General features: G+C 65.1%; 18 protein-coding genes and 1 pseudogene. 11 read left to right on the top strand and 8 right to left on the bottom strand.

Going from position 1 to position 15,874, the window contains the following annotated elements; translation table 11 throughout:
* Positions 1-16 precede the first annotated feature (16 nt).
* From F3H96_RS20895 to F3H96_RS20880, 4 genes are read left to right on the top strand one after another with little or no spacing between them, the layout of a single operon-like run.
* Positions 17-808, top strand: a complete 792-nt coding sequence (locus F3H96_RS20895; RefSeq protein WP_149803684.1) for an ABC transporter ATP-binding protein — start codon at positions 17-19, stop codon at positions 806-808.
* Positions 801-1,505 (top strand): ABC transporter ATP-binding protein, encoded by a 705-nt coding sequence (locus tag F3H96_RS20890; protein WP_149803614.1) that lies wholly within the window; start codon positions 801-803, stop codon positions 1,503-1,505. Before F3H96_RS20895 ends, F3H96_RS20890 begins: the two co-directional genes overlap by 8 nt.
* A 7-nt stretch (positions 1,506-1,512) precedes the next feature.
* The gene (locus tag F3H96_RS20885; RefSeq protein WP_149803613.1) at positions 1,513-2,400 is read left to right on the top strand and encodes a branched-chain amino acid ABC transporter permease; all 888 of its coding nucleotides are present in this window, start codon (positions 1,513-1,515) and stop codon (positions 2,398-2,400) included.
* A 1-nt stretch (position 2,401) separates the two neighbouring features.
* Positions 2,402-3,388, top strand: a complete 987-nt coding sequence (locus F3H96_RS20880; RefSeq protein ID WP_149803612.1) for a branched-chain amino acid ABC transporter permease — start codon at positions 2,402-2,404, stop codon at positions 3,386-3,388.
* 286 nt (positions 3,389-3,674) lie between these two features.
* On the opposite strand, the gene F3H96_RS20870 is transcribed toward F3H96_RS20880, so the two are convergent.
* Positions 3,675-4,367 (bottom strand): helix-turn-helix domain-containing protein, encoded by a 693-nt coding sequence (locus F3H96_RS20870; RefSeq protein WP_149803610.1) that lies wholly within the window; start codon positions 4,365-4,367, stop codon positions 3,675-3,677.
* A gap of 180 nt (positions 4,368-4,547) precedes the next feature.
* Between F3H96_RS20870 and F3H96_RS20865 the strand changes: the two genes are divergently transcribed.
* From F3H96_RS20865 to F3H96_RS20845, 5 genes are all read left to right on the top strand, one after another.
* Positions 4,548-4,874 carry a DUF1330 domain-containing protein gene (locus F3H96_RS20865; protein WP_149803609.1) on the top strand — a complete coding sequence of 109 codons (327 nt, stop codon included), beginning with the start codon at positions 4,548-4,550 and terminating at the stop codon, positions 4,872-4,874.
* A 148-nt stretch (positions 4,875-5,022) separates the two neighbouring features.
* Positions 5,023-5,523, top strand: coding sequence for a hypothetical protein (locus tag F3H96_RS20860; protein WP_149803683.1), 501 nt, complete (start codon positions 5,023-5,025; stop codon positions 5,521-5,523).
* 313 nt (positions 5,524-5,836) lie between these two features.
* Positions 5,837-7,033, top strand: coding sequence for a diaminopropionate ammonia-lyase (locus F3H96_RS20855; RefSeq protein ID WP_149803608.1), 1,197 nt, complete (start codon positions 5,837-5,839; stop codon positions 7,031-7,033).
* Positions 7,034-7,352: 319 nt separating this feature from the next.
* Positions 7,353-8,261: an ankyrin repeat domain-containing protein gene (locus F3H96_RS20850; protein ID WP_149803607.1), complete on the top strand. Its 909-nt coding sequence runs from the start codon at positions 7,353-7,355 to the stop codon at positions 8,259-8,261.
* Positions 8,262-8,619: 358 nt separating this feature from the next.
* On the top strand, positions 8,620-10,722 hold the full coding sequence (locus F3H96_RS20845) for an EAL domain-containing protein (RefSeq protein ID WP_149803606.1): 2,103 nt from the start codon (positions 8,620-8,622) through the stop codon (positions 10,720-10,722).
* Positions 10,723-10,753: 31 nt separating this feature from the next.
* Here F3H96_RS20845 and F3H96_RS20840 read toward each other — a convergent pair whose 3' ends face one another.
* Positions 10,754-11,335 (bottom strand): hypothetical protein, encoded by a 582-nt coding sequence (locus F3H96_RS20840; protein ID WP_188131486.1) that lies wholly within the window; start codon positions 11,333-11,335, stop codon positions 10,754-10,756.
* Between the two features lie 93 nt (positions 11,336-11,428).
* Here F3H96_RS20840 and F3H96_RS20835 point away from each other — a divergent pair.
* Positions 11,429-12,180, top strand: a protein-coding gene (locus tag F3H96_RS20835; RefSeq protein ID WP_149803604.1) for an IS5 family transposase whose coding sequence is annotated in 2 segments (ribosomal slippage) — positions 11,429-11,759 and positions 11,759-12,180 — 753 coding nt in all. Because the reading frame shifts where the segments join, the coding sequence is not laid out codon by codon here.
* A 13-nt stretch (positions 12,181-12,193) separates the two neighbouring features.
* On the opposite strand, the gene F3H96_RS20830 is transcribed toward F3H96_RS20835, so the two are convergent.
* Complete coding sequence (locus tag F3H96_RS20830; protein ID WP_149803603.1) at positions 12,194-12,493, bottom strand: AzlD family protein; 300 nt, start codon at positions 12,491-12,493, stop codon at positions 12,194-12,196.
* Positions 12,490-13,232: pseudogene (locus F3H96_RS20825) on the bottom strand (AzlC family ABC transporter permease). The gene F3H96_RS20830 and the pseudogene F3H96_RS20825 overlap by 4 nt, the downstream one beginning before the upstream one ends.
* Before the next feature lie 184 nt (positions 13,233-13,416).
* Here F3H96_RS20825 and F3H96_RS20820 point away from each other — a divergent pair.
* Entirely contained in the window at positions 13,417-13,875 is a 459-nt protein-coding gene (locus F3H96_RS20820) for an Lrp/AsnC family transcriptional regulator (RefSeq protein WP_149803602.1), read from the top strand.
* Positions 13,876-14,104: 229 nt separating this feature from the next.
* On the opposite strand, the gene F3H96_RS20815 is transcribed toward F3H96_RS20820, so the two are convergent.
* The 4 genes from F3H96_RS20815 to F3H96_RS20800 form a co-directional block, all read right to left on the bottom strand.
* Positions 14,105-14,422, bottom strand: coding sequence for a plasmid stabilization protein (locus F3H96_RS20815; protein ID WP_149803601.1), 318 nt, complete (start codon positions 14,420-14,422; stop codon positions 14,105-14,107).
* Positions 14,423-14,457: 35 nt separating this feature from the next.
* Entirely contained in the window at positions 14,458-14,655 is a 198-nt protein-coding gene (locus F3H96_RS20810) for a hypothetical protein (protein WP_149803600.1), read from the bottom strand.
* 46 nt (positions 14,656-14,701) lie between these two features.
* On the bottom strand, positions 14,702-14,914 hold the full coding sequence (locus tag F3H96_RS20805; RefSeq protein WP_149803599.1) for a hypothetical protein: 213 nt from the start codon (positions 14,912-14,914) through the stop codon (positions 14,702-14,704).
* A 131-nt stretch (positions 14,915-15,045) separates the two neighbouring features.
* Complete coding sequence (locus F3H96_RS20800) at positions 15,046-15,543, bottom strand: hypothetical protein (RefSeq protein WP_149803598.1); 498 nt, start codon at positions 15,541-15,543, stop codon at positions 15,046-15,048.
* Between the last annotated feature and the right edge of the window lie 331 nt (positions 15,544-15,874).

The following is a 15,874-nucleotide window of genomic DNA, read 5'->3' as shown; positions in this document are numbered from 1 at the left end:
CGTCCGGCCGGACGGCATGAATGAGACGCCGCGGGTGGTGCTTTCCGCCCGCGGCCTCAGGCGCGACTTCGCCGGCTTCGTCGCGGTGAAGGATGTCGACCTCGACATCCATCATGGCAAGATCCATGCGCTGATCGGCCCGAACGGCGCCGGCAAGACCACCATCTTCAATCTGTTGACCAAATTCCTGCAGCCGACCAGCGGCACGATCGAATTGCTCGGCACCGACATCACCCGCACGCCGCCGGCCAAGGTGGCGCGCATGGGGCTCGTCCGCTCCTTCCAGATCTCGGCGATCTTTCCGCACCTCTCCGTGCTCGACAATGTGCGCGTCGCGCTGCAGCGGCCGGGCGGCCTGGGTTACCAGTTCTGGCGCCCGGTCTCGGCGCTGGACCAGCTGACGCCCAGGGCGCGCGAGCTGCTCGCCATCGTCGGCCTCGACGATGCGGCGCATCGGCTCGCCGGCGATCTCTCCTATGGCCGCAAGCGCGTGCTGGAGATCGCCACCACGCTGGCGCTCGACCCGAAGGTGCTTTTGCTCGACGAGCCGATGGCCGGCATGGGGCATGAGGATGTCGGCACGATCTCCGGCATCATCCGCTCGCTGGCAAAAGATCGTGCCGTGCTGATGGTCGAGCACAACCTCACCGTCGTTGCCGATCTCTGCGACTGGATCACCGTCATGCAGCGCGGCCAGGTGCTCGCCGCCGGCGACTATGCGACGGTCAGCAAGGACGAACGCGTGCGTGTCGCCTACATGGGCACCGAGCATGGGGGCACCGAGCATGGGGGGACCGAGCATGGGTGAGCCGCTGCTTGCCGTACGTGATCTCCACGCCTGGTATGGCGAGGGCCATGCCCTGCACGGCGTCAACCTCGACGTCTCGCGCGGCGAGACCGTGACGCTGCTCGGCCGCAACGGCGTCGGCAAGACCACGACTTTGCGCGCCATCATGGGCCTGATCCGCAAGCGCACCGGCTCCGTCACCTTCAACGGCAAGGACCTGATGCGCCTGCCGCTGCATCGTGTCGCCCATCAGGGCATCGGCTTCGTGCCGGAGGAGCGCGGCATCTTCGCCACGCTCACCGTCGACGAGAACCTGATCCTGCCGCCGGTCGTGGCCAAGGGCGGCATGAGCGTCGAGGAAATCTTCGAACTCTTCCCCAACCTGAAGGAGCGCCGCAACAGCCAGGGCACGAAACTCTCCGGCGGCGAGCAGCAGATGCTGGCGATTGCCCGCATTCTGCGGACCGGGGTCGAGATGCTTTTGCTCGACGAGCCGACCGAGGGCCTGGCGCCGGTGATCGTGCAGCGCATCGGCGAGCTGCTGGCGACGCTGAAGAAGCGCGGCATGACCATTCTTCTGGTCGAGCAGAATTTCCGCTTCGCCGCCCGCATCGCCGACCGTTTCTACCTGATGGACCACGGCAAGGTGGTGGAGGGCTTTCCGGTCGGCCAGCTTTCCGCGCATACGGACAAGCTGCACGAGGTGCTGGGGGTATGATCGCGCCATGCTGACAGTCTTCGGCATCCCCATCCAGGCCTTGCTCGGCCAGCTCCTGGTCGGCCTCATCAACGGCTCCTTCTACGCCATGCTCAGCCTCGGGCTCGCCGTCATCTTCGGCCTGCTGCGCATCATCAACTTCGCCCATGGCGCGCTCTACATGCTGGGCGCCTTCGTCGGCTATCTGCTGCTGGTGCATCTGGGCATCGGCTACTGGCCGGCGCTGATCCTGGTGCCGGTCGCCGTCGGCCTGTTCGGCATGCTGGTGGAACGTCTCGCATTGTCGCGGCTCTACCGGCTCGATCCGCTCTACGGCCTGCTCTTCACCTTCGGCATGGCCTTGGTGATCGAAGGCGTGTTCCGCTACTATTACGGCGTCTCCGGCAACCCTTACGCCGTGCCGGCGCTGCTCGCCGGCGGCACCAATCTGGGCTTCATGTTCCTGCCCAATTATCGCGGCTGGGTGGTGGCGGCTTCGCTCATCGTCTGCATCGGCACCTGGCTCTTGATCGAGAAGACCAGGCTCGGCTCCTATCTTCGCGCCGCGACCGAGAATCCCGAGCTGGTGCAGGCCTTCGGCGTCAACGTGCCGCTGCTCTTGACGCTCACCTACGGGCTGGGCGCCGCCCTGGCGGGGCTCGCCGGCATCCTTGCCGCGCCGGTCTACCAGGTCAGCCCGCTGATGGGCTCGGACCTCATCATCGTCGTCTTCGCCGTCGTCGTGATCGGCGGCATGGGCTCGATCCTGGGCGCCATCGTCACCGGTTACATGCTCGGCCTCGCCGAGGGCCTGACCAAAGTGTTTTATCCCGAAGCCTCTAACCTCGTCGTCTTCGTCATCATGGCGATCGTGCTTCTGCTTCGGCCCGCCGGCCTGTTCGGAAGGGACGCCTGAGATGAGCGAGGCGACCCTTCATCAGCAACGCGCCGCCGCCTCCGTCAGGCTGGAGCGGGCGCTGGTGGCGCTGGGCATCGTGGCGCTGATCGCCGCGCCCTTCGTGATCTATCCGATCTTCGTCATGAAGATGCTGTGCTTCGCGCTGTTCGCCTGCGCCTTCAATCTGCTGCTCGGCTACACCGGGCTGCTCTCCTTTGGCCACGCCGCCTTCTTCGGCGGCGCGGCCTATTTCTGCGCCTATGCGGTGAAAGCCTGGGGCTGGCCGCCCGAGGCCGGCATCCTGCTCGGCACCATCGGCGCGGCGGCAATGGGCCTCGTCATGGGCTTCCTCGCCATCCGAAGGCAGGGCATCTACTTCTCGATGATCACGCTGGCGCTGGCGCAGATGTTCTATTTCTTCTGCGTCCAGGCGCCGTTCACCGAAGGCGAGGACGGCATCCAGGGCGTGCCTCGCGGAACGCTCCTCGGATTGATCGACCTCAACGTGCCGATGAACATGTATTTCTTCGTGCTCGCCGTCTTCCTGGTTGGCGTCTTCGCCATCTGGCGCATCGTCAACTCGCCCTTCGGCATGATCCTGCGCTCCATCCGCGAGAACGAGAACCGCGCCATCTCGCTCGGCTATTCGGTTGGCCGCTACAAGCTCGCCGCCTTCGTCATGTCGGCGGCGCTCGCCGGCCTCGCCGGCGCCACAAAGGCGATCGTTTTCCAGTTCGCCACGCTCACCGATGTCACCTGGCAGATGTCGGGCGAGGTGATCCTGATGACGCTGCTCGGCGGCATCGGCACCATGGTCGGCCCGGTCGTCGGCGCCGGTCTGGTCGTCGGGCTGGAAAACACCTTGGCCACCTCCGGCTTCCCGGTGACCATCGCCACCGGCCTGATCTTCATGGTCTGCGTGCTGATTTTCCGCCGCGGCATCGTCGGCGAGATCTATGCGCGCTGGCTGGGACGAGCGGCGAGGGGCGACGGTGGCCAGGGCTGAGCCCGCAACTTGGCGAAAGCGGTGGCGACAGCCAATCTCCCCCCAAGTGGGGGAGATGGCCGGCAGGGCAGAGAGGGGCGCGAAGGATCGCCAGCCTTTCTGATTTGCCCGACAACCTTAGCGACCAAGCGGCTGTTTTAGGCTGATAGGCCGGCGGGACAGCGCCCCCCTCTGGCCTGCCGGCCATCTCCCCCACTTGGGGGGAGATTGGCAGCTTCCGCGCCGCGCCCAATCGACCCCACCCGGTCCATGGCCGCAAACGTGGTAAGCGCAAGCTGGTGTCTGGCTAGGCCGCGCGCTTCGGTTCGACCGCAAACGGGCTGAGCCCCAGCCAGGTTTGCATCTTCCTGCCGATGGCCTGGTCGCCGGTCAGGGCGACCTTGGCGCCGGCCTTCTCGACGGTCAGCAGCCCCATCCAGATCGCCGTCATCGTGTGCAGGTCGGTCGAGACGTAGAGGTCGACGTCGAAGCCCGGATCGTACCAGCACAAATCGACCTCGCCATGCTTCTCGACGATCAGCCACCACGACCGTTTCGACGCCGGCAGCTCCTGATACAGGAATTGTATCACCGTGCGCCCCTCGGGCAGCGGCGTGGGGTTCAGGTTGCGGCGCATGTCCCACATCAGAAGCGACGGATCGAGGTTTTTGAGCGACAGCCGCGACTCGACCCATTTCTGCCCCCAGAAGCCCATCGCCTCGACGACCGGGCGCAAGTCACGCCCTGCTTCGGTGAGCTGGTATTCGAAGATCCCCTTCTCGCCCGGCACCTCCTTGCGCTCGACGATCCCGGCCAATTCGAGCTCCTTCAGCCGTTGCGACAGAAGGGTCGGCGACATTTTCGGGACGCCGCGGCGCAGGTCGTTGAAACGCGTCGAACCCGCGACCAGTTCGCGCATCAGCACCATCGTCCAGCGGGTGCACAGCACCTCGGCGGCCATCGATAGCGGGCAGAACTGCTTGTATCCGTGCTGGGCCATGATCGGCGTCTCTCCCTCGAAGCTGGGCTGAACATTAGACCTTCACGAATGAAGCGGCGAGTACAGAAACTGTACCGGCCCGGTACAGATCGCGGACTGGTTGGCGGTCGTGCTGCCATGCGAGCCCTTTGGCCGACGCACGGGATCCTCCTGTGCGCCACAACAACCAGGAGACTGTTCATGACCGCTTACCTTATCGCGGACATCAAGGTGAAAGACCCCAAATGGATACCGGACTATGCCGCCACCGTGCACGACCTCGTTCACAAGCACGGCGGCAGATATCTCGCGCGCAGCGGCAACGTGAAGACGGTCGAAGGCAAGCCGCTCGACACCACACTGATCGCGCTGATGGCTTTCCCGTCCGAAGCGGCGGCGCGCGCTTTCACCGACGATCCGGCCTACGCGCCCTTCGTGTCGGCCCGCCGGGGCGGTAGCGACAGCCGCTTCCAGCTGATCGACAACACCGATCTGGCTGGAACGATTTCATATCTGCCCAAGGGATGACCGGCGCTCGTCGCACCGAATTCGGCATCGTCAATCGACAACAACCACAGCGCCTGCCCGTCGCGCCGCCATATTTCCGGCGGCCGGCGAGCCCGGCCTTTTTTCAGGAAACAGGAAGATGACATCGAACTTCAATGGCAGGCTGCTCATGGCGGGGGCCGTGCTTGCCGCGTTCGCCTCGTTCGCGCAGGCCCATCAGCAGCCGGACGCCTCCATGTCCGGCCCCAGTCCCCTGGCCGACAAGGTTCGGGCCGCCAACAGCCGCTTTCTCGACGTCAAGGCGGCGGCGGCCGAGGGCTATGCGCCCATTCCCTGCGCCAGCGGCATTACCGGCGGCGCCATGGGCATCCACTATGTCAACGGCACCTATCTGAAGGACGACAAGGTCGACATCGCCAGGCCTGAGGCGGTGATGTACGAGCCGATGGCCGACGGCACGCTCAAGCTGGTGGCGGTCGAATACATCACCTCGAAGGGGCCGGCATCGCTCGACGGCCAGCTGTTCAACTTCAACAGCGCCCCCAACCGCTACGGCCTGGGCGAGTTCTACGAACTGCATGTCTGGGCCTGGAAGGGCAACCCGACCGGCACCTTCGCCGACATGAACCCGAAAGTGTCGTGCGAACACGCGATGATGCCGACCCAGTAGGAATAGGCGGCCGGCGGTGAAACTGCCAATCTCCCCCCTTGTGGGGGAGATGTCCGGTCCGGCAGCCTCGGCCGCGATGCGCGGGAACGGCTCGTCCGCCAGGACGGCGGCCGACTGAGCGCAGGAGGAGAAAACGCGAAATGACCGGTTTTCGACCCGGGTTGCCCCCAAAAATGGTACGGTCGGAGGCGCCGAGTCCTGCCAGGCCCGGCATCTGGCGACATCCATTTGAAACAAACTTCAATCATTCAGCGAGATGAGAGCGCGATTCTCGCACGCGCCAATTGAGTCCAGTGCCTTTCGGAAGCATGCCATGATACTGCTCAACCAACGTCCCGAACACAACCAGCCGTTGCTTGCGGCCGATGCCGAGGCCCTTGGCATGGCCGGCGCCGAACGGGCCGAGCATTATCTCGAGGTCCGCGACAACCATGCCGAAACACCGCTGCACGGCTTGCCGGCACTGGCCGATGAACTCGGCATCGCGGCCCTTCATGTCAAGGATGAAGGCCGGCGTCTTGGCCTCGGCAGCTTCAAGGCGCTGGGCGGCGCCTATGCCGTCATCCGGCTGGTGCTGGAGGAGGCCGGCAAACGCCTCGGCCGCGCGGTCGATGTCGGCGAGATCGGCGACGAAAAAGTGCGCGAGATCGCCTCCGGCATGATCTTCGTCTGCGCCACCGACGGCAATCATGGCCGATCCGTCGCGCAGGGCGCCGGCCTGGTCGGCGCGCGTTCGGTCATCTTCGTCCATGCCGGCGTCAGCGCCGAGCGCGTCGCGGCCATCGCCCGTTTCGGCGCCGAGATCGTGCATGTCGAGGGCGGCTACGATCACGCGGTGCGCGAAGTCGCCCGGGTCGGCGCCGAGCGCGGCTGGAAGATCGTCTCCAACACCTCCTGGCCGGGCTACGAGCGCGTTCCCGGCCTGGTCATGCAGGGCTATACGGTGATCGTGCGCGAGGCGTTGCGGCGCCTGCCCCAACCCCCAACGCATGTCTTCCTGCAGGCCGGCGTCGGCGGTTTCGCGGCGGCGATTGCCGGCCATATGGCGATTGTGCTCGGCGGGCGGCGGCCGAAAGCCGTGGTGGTCGAGCCGAAACGCTCGGCCTGTGTCTACGCCTCGGCCGAGGCCGGACGTCCGGTAACGATCGGACATGGGCAGCCGACCGTCATGACGATGCTCGAATGCGCGGAGCCGTCGCTGGTCGCCTGGCGCGTGCTGGCGCGCGTCGGCGACGCCTTCATGACGGTGGACGAAGAGGATGCGGTCGCGGTGATGAAGCGGCTGGCGCGCCCGTCGGGCAATGATCCGGCGATCGTCTCCGGCGAGAGCGGCGGCGCAGGGCTCGCCGGACTGATCCGCGCGGCCGGCGACAAGGCGATGCGGACCGCGCTCGGCCTCGACGCCAACTCCCGCGTGCTCGCCATCAACTCGGAGGGCGCGACCGACCCCGGCCGCTATGCCGAGCTTGTCGGCGTGGCGCCGGACGAGGTGCTCCTGCAGATTGCATGAAGCATTCCAGGAAGGGGCGCTGCGGTCGGGCGCGGCCCCTTCGCGCAATCTCACCCGATACTCGGGATCTAGGCAGGATCGCTGGCCCGCCGGCAATTCAGCGGTTCTGCAATCGTGGCCAAACCGGGTTGGCGACCAATGCCAGGCCTCGTCAAGCTGCGGCCACAGCCTGATTGACGCGAAATGCACGAAGGCGAGGTTATTCGCGGAGCCGGCGCTGTTATATTAGCGTATACTAAATTTCCGCTTTGGGTTAAATTGAAACTCAATCTTGTTGACTGCCCGGGACGAAGCTGTGGGCTGCCGTAGGGAGGATACAATGATCAAGCGGGGACGCATATGGGTGATCCGGGCTTCGTGGGTCCTTTGGCTTTTTGCACTGCCCGCCCAGGCGAGCAGCTTGGGTGATCTTGTCAAGAAGGGCGACGTCGCAGCGGTGGCTTCCGCCTTGGACAAAGGCGCCGCTGTTAACGAAATTGACGGCGTCACGGCGCTCTACATCGCCTGCGAAGGCGGAAATCTCAAGTTAGCCAAACTTCTGATCAACCGTGGGGCGGACGTCAACCTGCCCGTCAGCTGGCAAAGAACTCCACTCTATGCCGCCAACAAGGCTGGGTACGCTGAGATCGTGAAGCTGTTGCTCGACAATGGGGCCGATCCAAATCAGTTGGCGAAAGCGCAGACGCCGCTGCACGTGGCTGCCGAAAATGGCTGCCTTCAGTGCGTCATCCATCTTGTGGACGCCGGTGCGGAGGTCAACGCACTGACATCGAATGGAAATCCGCCCATACATTTGGCCAAGCTCAGTGGTCACGACGACGTCGTGGCCTACTTGCGCAGTCATGGCGCCGGACAACCGGCCATTGCGCCGATTTCGGCTCGACTTGCATCGGCAAGCGCTGAATCAGGCAAGGAGATTTTCGACGGAACGTGCGGGGCCTGTCATCTTGCATCGCCGAGCCTCAAGATTCCCAAACGGGTCAATCTGTGGGGCGTCGTAGGGCGGCCGAAGGCTTCACAAAGCGATGTCCCGTATTCGTCAGCTATAAAGGAAGCCGGCGGCGCTTGGACCTTTGAGGACCTCAATTCTTTTATCTCAAATCCGGCATTCGCCTTGCCCGGAACAGATATGGTTTTCCCGGGTCTGCGGGACGAAAAGCAGCGAGCAGACGTCATCGCCTATCTCCGGACCTTGAGCGAGACACCGTTGCCGCTTCCCGACAATTGATTGCTCCTGATGGCGGGTCCTGTGATCCGCAAATTAGCTTGTAGCGGCGACGCCGCAGTTTCCGCTCGCAGGTGAGCGCCGCGATCGAGCGCGCGATTTCATGCGGCGGTGGTGCGGCGAAGGCTCCTCGAGGGGGAGATGTCGCCGAAGGCGACAGAGGGGGTGCTAGCGCGTGGAGCGCCAGCGCCTTGTGCGACAAGATCGCGTCGGCAATCTACGTGAGACCACCCCCTCTGGCCGCTCCGCGGCCATCTCCCCCTCAAGGGCCCTCAAGGGGGAGATATCCCGCTATCTCCGGTAACTCTTTCTTCTCTCGTTTCGTGCAGAATTGCGCGACGGGGCGGAAGACAAACTGGGCATGGCGGACGACGATAAACGCAACGGCAAGTTCTGGGCGCTGGCGCTCGACCGGGCTCATCTCGGCCTGTGGGACTGGAATCTGTCGACCGGCGATTGCTACTATTCGCCGACCTGGTCGAAGATGCTGGGCTATGAGGCGGGCGAGCTCGCCAACACGTCCGATCTCTGGCTGACGCTTACCCACCCCGACGATCGCCAGCGCGCGCAGGAAAGCGGCGACCGCCATATCGCCGGCCTTGTCGATTCCATCGAGACCGAGCTGCGCCTGCGCCACAAGGACGGCCATTGGGTCTGGGTGCTCGACCGCGGCGGCATCGTCGAACGGGACGCCGACGGCAAGCCGCTGCGGCTGATGGGCGTGCAGACCGACATCACCCGGCAGAAGGAGGCGGAGGCAGCGCTCGAGCAGGTCAATATCCGCTTCCGCCTGGCGATCGCCGCCAGCGGCACCGGCATCTGGCATCACGACATCGGCACCAGGAAAAGCTACTGGGACGCGCGCACCCGCGAGATATTCGGCCTCGTTGCCGATACCGACGAGGTGGCGGCCGAACTCTGGCACACCTATCTTCATCCCGACGACAAGGAAGCCACCGAGCGAGCCCATCAGATCGCGCCCGGCTCGAACAGCGTCGTCGCCTCGCAATACCGCATCGTCCTGCGTGACGGCCAGGTCCGCCATCTCGAGTCGCTGGTACGCTTCATCGCCGGTGTCGGCTCGGCCGGTCAGATCCTGGGCACCGTGCGCGACATAACCGACGAGAAGCAGCGCGCCGAGGAGCTGGCCTATGCCGCGCGTCACGATGCCCTGACCGGGCTGCTCAACCGCGCGGCCTTCGACCGGCTGCTCGCCGAAAACATCGCCATGGCCGAGCGTCTGCCGCTCGCCGTGTTCTACGTCGACCTCGACTACTTCAAGGCGCTCAACGACTATGCCGGCCACGCCGCCGGCGACCTGGCACTGAAGAGCGTCGCGGCCGGCATCCTCGCCAGCCTGCCGGCGTCGGCGCATGCGGCGCGCCTCGGCGGCGACGAATTCGCGCTGCTGGTGCCGAACTGCAGCGACGCCTGCGCCGAGCGGCTTGCCCGCGCCGTGCTCGCCGCGGTGCGCGATGCCGATCACGGCTCGGCGGTCACCTCGCGCCGGCTTGCCGCCAGCATCGGCATCGCCTTCGTGCGCGACCGCAACATGGCGGTGGCCGACGCGCTCGCCTGCGCCGACGATGCCTGCTACGCCGCCAAGGCCGGCGGCCGCGCCCGCTTCGCCGTGTTCTCGCCGGAGACGACGTCGGGCGCCGTCGGCCTCAACGCCGCGCGGCTGGCCGCCGACCTGGTCGATGCGATGGAGGACGGCGGGCTGAAGCTGTTCGGCCAGGAGATCCACCGGCTTGGCCAGCCGTGGGAAGTCAACCGCCACGTCGAGGTGCTGGCCAGGCTGGAGGCCCGCAACGGCGAGATGATCCCGCCCGGCGGGTTCATGCCGGTCGCCGAACGCTTCGGCCTTGCCGCCCGGCTCGACCGCTGGATCATCCGCACCGTGCTGACGCGCCATGGCCAGGCGATGCGCGCCGGCGCCATCTCGCTCGACTTCAACCTGTCGGCGCAGACGCTCTCCGATCCGCAGCTCTGGGACTTCGTCGACGAGGCCATCGCCGAGAGCGGCGCGCCGTCCTCGGCCATCGGCTTCGAGATCACCGAAACCGCCGCCGTCACCAATTTCGACGCCGCGGAAGAATTCGTGCGCAAGGCCAGGCAACGCCACTGCCGCGTCAGCCTCGACGATTTCGGCGCCGGCATGAGCTCGTTCGAATATCTCAGACGCTTCCCCATCGACGCCATCAAGATCGACGGCTCCTTCATCGAGCACATCGCCGAGAGCCGCTTCGACCGCGAGATCGTCTCGGCGATCGCCGGCATCGCCCGGTCGATGGGCGCCGCCGTGGTGGCCGAGAAGATCGAGGAAAACAGCGCGCTGGAAATCCTGCAGGGCATGGGGGTCGCCTATGGCCAGGGCTTTTTCCTGCACCGGCCCGAGCCGCTGGAAGCGATCGTCGCGCGGGCGACAGGCGGATTGGCTCTGCCTGCCAGGCGGCAGATGTAAATAAGCAATCGCTAAAATTGAAGCCACCCGTTTAAGGGCGCCGTAATCCGGCCAGGCAGATGATCTGCCATCGACAATGGCGGTTCGCCGGCCGGAAGGAGACGACATGAAGGCCTTTCCCTTGCTGCTGGTGGCTTCGGTCTCCTTGCTCGGCATTCTGGCGGCGCAGCCGTCGCTCGCGGGCTCCGATCACGGCGGCGAGGTGACCGCGCCGGTGCAGGACGATCAAGAGCAGGGCGTCACAGGCAGCCATGAAGAAGATCACACCGCGGCTGAAAATCTGCAAGGCGATCACGACGATGACGGCGTCGACATCGGCTCGCACCAGGGCGACCAGGGTGACGATGCGGGCGATGATCATGAGGGCGATCATCATCAAAGTGAGGGCAACGGCGAAAGTGGTGGGGACAGCGGCAGCCATGACGGCGGCGGTGACGGTGGCGGCGGCGGTGATGGCGGCGGCCATGGCGGCGACGACTGAGCTGCCGCGCCGAGTTGCGATCCCCGGGGGGAGATCGCAACTCCGGCGCCGGCTCCATCCTAGAGCCGGATGATTTTCAGGTCGAGTCGACATGAAATCCGAATCCGTCTCTAAATCAAAGAGATAGAGCATGATGTCGTCCGAAAACCGCTTCACACTTTTCGGCATCATGCTCTAAGGCTTGTGGGGATTCACGTTGAAGCTTGAATGTGATTCAAGCTTTGGATGGAACGATTCGTACTGACGGATGCGCAATGGGCGAAGATGGAACCGCATTGTCTGGGCAAGTCGAGCGACCCTGGGCGCAGCGGCAGTAACAATAGGCTGTTCATAGAGGCTGTTCTTTGGATCGCTCGCACGGGCAGTCCGTGGCGCGATCTGCCGGCGATGTTCGGAAACTGGAGCACCGCGTTCAGGCGCTTCAGCGACTGGCGCAAGGCCGATGTCTTCGCGAAGCTGTTCGAGGCCTGTTCGGACGAGCCGGACATGGAATACGCCATGGTCGACGCCACCATCGTCAAGGTCCACCGTCACGGCCAGGGCGCAAAAGGGGGACTCAGAGCCAGGCCATCGGCCGCTCCAAGGGCGGCATGACAACCAAGATCCTTGCGCTCACCGATGCACTGGGCAATCTCGTGCGTTTCGAGTTGCTGCCCGGCCAGCGCTTCGACACGATCGGCGTCGAACCGCTGCTTGAAGGCATCGAGTTTGGCGGGCTGATTGCCGACAAGGCCTTCGACAGCGATCACATCGTCACCGATCTCAACCAACGCGGCGCCAAGATCATTATCTCCCAGCATCCGCGCAGGGCACGACCCTTGCCGCTTGATCGCGAGCTCTACAAGTGGCGGCACCTCATCGAGAATTTCTTCTGCAAGCTCAAAGAGTTCAAGCGCATCGCCATGCGAGCCGACAAGACCAATCAAAGCTTCGCCGCAATGATCCATCTCGCCGCTGCCGTCATCAATTCCAGATGAATCCCCACAGGCCTTAGCCCATCAGCCACCGCAGCGCGCCCGCCGAAGCCACCCCGATCACTACGGTCGGCAGCATCGACAGCCTGGTGGCGGCAAGCACGGTGATGGCTAAAGCCGCGAGGTCGGCCGGGTTCTTCGACACGAAGTCCGGCGCGATCACCGAGATCAGCACGCAGCCGGGCGCGGCCTCCATCACCGCCGTGGCGCGCGGGCCGAGCGTTCTGTTCCGCAGCACCACATAGCCGCCGATACGGGTGAGATACGTCACGCCGGCCATCGCCAGGATGGCGAACACGGTCATCGGATCGATCATTCGTCACCTGCCAGGAACCAGGCGGCCACCAGCCGGACAACGCCCCGGCCGCCACATACCAGGCGCCGGGAACGACGAGGTAGGCGAGCGCCGCCACCGCCAGGCTGACCAGCCAGGGCCGCGCCGCGGAAAAACCCTTCCACATGCCGCGGAGCAGCACTAGGAAGACGGCCGGGAAGGCCATCGCAAAACCATATTGCTGGACGTCGCCGAGCACCGGCCCAAGGGCCGCGCCGCAGGTCGTGAAAGCGACCCAGGCGAGGTAGAAGGGCAGGCCGGCGCCGAGATAAAAGGCCAGGCTGAAGGCCGGCCGCATGCCGGCGGCGGCGCGGTGCCGCGCATCCGCCAGGCCCACCGCCCAACCCTCGTCGCACATCAAAAACAGCGCCGGGAAGACCTGGCGCTTCGGCAGGTGCTTGATGAATGGCGCCAGCGCCGCGCCCATCAGGAAATGCCGGCTGTTGACGAGCAAGGTGATGGCGGCGATCAGAAGAACGTGCGGCGGCGAGGTCCAGAGCTGGATGGCGGCGAATTCGGAGCCGCCGGCGAAGTTGAGGCCGGTCATCAGCGGCACCTCGACGACGCCGAGCCCCTTCTGCGCGGCTTGCGCGCCGAGCACCAGCGCATAGGGAATGATGCCGAGCAGCACCGGCGTCGAGGCGGCAAGCCCGCGCCGGAACTCGCCGCCGCGCCCGCTGGCGGCCTGGCCCTCGGCGAGGGCGATCTCGGAAACGCTCATGGCTTTGCCTTCGGCCGGCCTCGCGGCCGCCGCTCTCCAGTCAGTTGTTGGCCCAGTCGGTTGTTGGCTATCGGTGACCGGACCATAGCCGAAACGGCCCGCAATCGGGTTGCGAAGATGCGCCATTTCTGCCTAAATTTGGCACTGGGTAGCGCAGTCAGGCGGAAGATTGGAATTTCAAGCCATGAAGCTGGATGAGATCGACAAACGTATCCTGCGCGCCTTGCAGCGTGACGGGCGCATGGCCAACAACGATCTGGCGAAAGAGGTCGGCCTGTCGCCGTCGCCTTGCCTCAGGCGCGTCAAGCTGCTGGAGGAGGCCGGCGTCATCGACCGCTATGTCGCGGTGCTGAACCCGGCCAAGATCGGCCGCGGCCAGACCTTCTTCACCCGCATCTGGCTGAAACAGCAGGACGAGGACACGATCGAGCATTTCGCCGCCGAGGTGGCGAAATTCCCCGAGGTGATGGAGTGCTATCTGATGCTGGGCGATTGCGACGCCATGGTGCGGATCGTCGCGGCCGGCATCGACGACTACCGCCGCTTCCAGTCCGAGCATCTGAGCCGCATCAAGGGCGTGCAGAACGTCAAGACCGATGTTCCCAGCCAGACCATCAAGCAGACCTCGGAGCTGCCGCTGTAGGATTCTTTCCTTCTCCCCGTTCAACGGGGAGAAGGTGCCCAAAGGGCGGATGAGGGGCGGCGCGGCGATCGGCGACCTGAGGGCCGGCGCCTACGCCGCGACGACAAAACTCGCGGACTCGGCTCTGCCCCTCATTGCCCTGCCGGGCATTTCTCCCCGTATAGTGACGGGGAGAAAGCGCGGTGCCGCCGATTTCGCCAATCGCGGACGTCTGTGCAATCCAAACGCCTCAATGCCCCGCGTGGCTCTCGTTGCGCTTGCGCGTCGCCGCCGCCTTCTTGGCCGACGCCGAACGCTCGGCCGCCGACCGTTCGCCCGATGCCTTGCCGCCCATCCTGCCGCCCTTGTGCGCGGCCGGATTGCCGGTGTGCTTGCCGCGCCCCGAGCCGCCTTCCTTCTTGCCGCCGGCGTCGTCCTTGTTGACGGTCGCCCAGGCGCGCCGCTCGGCTTCCTTCTCCGGAACGCCGCGCTTCTCATAGCCCTCGGCGATGTGGTCGGCCTTGCGTTCCTGCTTGTCGGTGTATTTCGATTTGTCTCCGCGTGGCATTGTCTTGCTCCTTGTTGCACTGAATGAAGCCGGCCTCAGGAATGCTTCTTCTTGGCGGCGTCGCCGAGATCGGACCGTTCCGGATCCTTGTTGTTCTCGCCCGCCGCATCCCGGTTCTCGTCGGGATCGTCCTTGGCCGGCAGGTAGCCACGCGGCTTGTTGGCCTTCGGGCCTTCCCAGCGCGGCCATTGATCCGATGTTCCGGGACGTCCAGTCTTCGGTGAATTGCTCATCTCAACCTCGCTTCCGGCGGGCCTGCCCTTCGCGGCGTTGGAGAGGTCAGCCCTCCGCCTTCATGGTTCGTGCGATCTCCAAAAGCTTGCCGCGGTCGTGCCCGTGCTCGCGGATCAGTTCCCGCGCCTGCCTGGGCGACAGATCGGTGTTCTCGGCCAGGAAGCGGACATCGGGATCGTCGCCGCCCTTGGTCGGCAAATCGTCGGAGGACGGAGCGCCGGCCGCGCCGGGGCGGTGGGGTAGTTCGCTTTTGCGCATGGTCTTTTCCTTCCGATGCTGAACCAACCCTCCGCGGCGGGACTGGTTCCCTTTGTCCGCGCGTTCACCTCTGGCGGCTCAGGACGGCCCGCCGCTCGGCTTGGCTGCGAGCGCCACCCTTGATTGCGCGCCTAGGTTTCCCGTTTTTCCCGACGGCGCGCGGAAGCTTCCTTCTTGCGCCGCAGCACCTCGTCGGTGCCGACGATATCCTTCGAGCCGCCGGTGATCGCGGTCGAGACCACGGCCGGCGGATCGCTTGCCGGAAAGCTGTCCTCGAGCCCGGACTGCAGCTGCTCTTCCAGCGTGTCGGGATCTTCCGAGCGGCCTTCGGCGCGGCGGCCGTCGATCTCTTCCAGGTCGTGCTTGGCGTCGGGGTGTTCACGCACATTGCGCAGCGTCGAGACGATGAGTTCGATGGCGAATTCCTTCATCGCTTCCGGATCCGGCGCGGCGACGTCCGTTTCCTCGACCAGCCGCACCAGCGACCTCTCGAGCTTGTCCAGTTCCTTCATGCCCTGGTGGCGGGCAAGCTTCTGGGCAAGCAGATTGATGAGGATCGGCGCAAAAACCGAATAAGCCTGCATGCGGGTTTCGTCGACGCGCTCGGGGTGAAGCGTATGCAAGGACATCGGTGCCTCCATCAAAAATGCCCGAATGGAGCCGTCGGCCATTCAGCCGCGGCGGCCTCTAAGCAACCGAAAGAAGCCGAACTGGTTCCATGTGACGCGGCTTGGGAGCGACGGACGTTCCCCCTGAAACATTTCGGGACCCGGGTCAGACTGAAGTCTGACCATACCGGCGCATTGGGCCGGTCAGTGCAACCAATGTGCTTTTTGCGAATTGGTGAGCGGCCGACGAGAAAGCCCCCTCCATCGCCGGCCATCCTGGGTGTTCGCCGATCGCCCCCCGCGCAATGACGGCGGGCACCCATGTCAACAACAAGAAGGCCGTGAGCGGCTT

The organism is Mesorhizobium sp. NFR06 (assembly GCF_900115245.1).
Lineage (GTDB): Bacteria > Pseudomonadota > Alphaproteobacteria > Rhizobiales > Rhizobiaceae > Mesorhizobium.
Note: the sequence above shows the minus strand (reverse complement) of the source record. Positions and strands in the feature narration are given on the sequence as shown.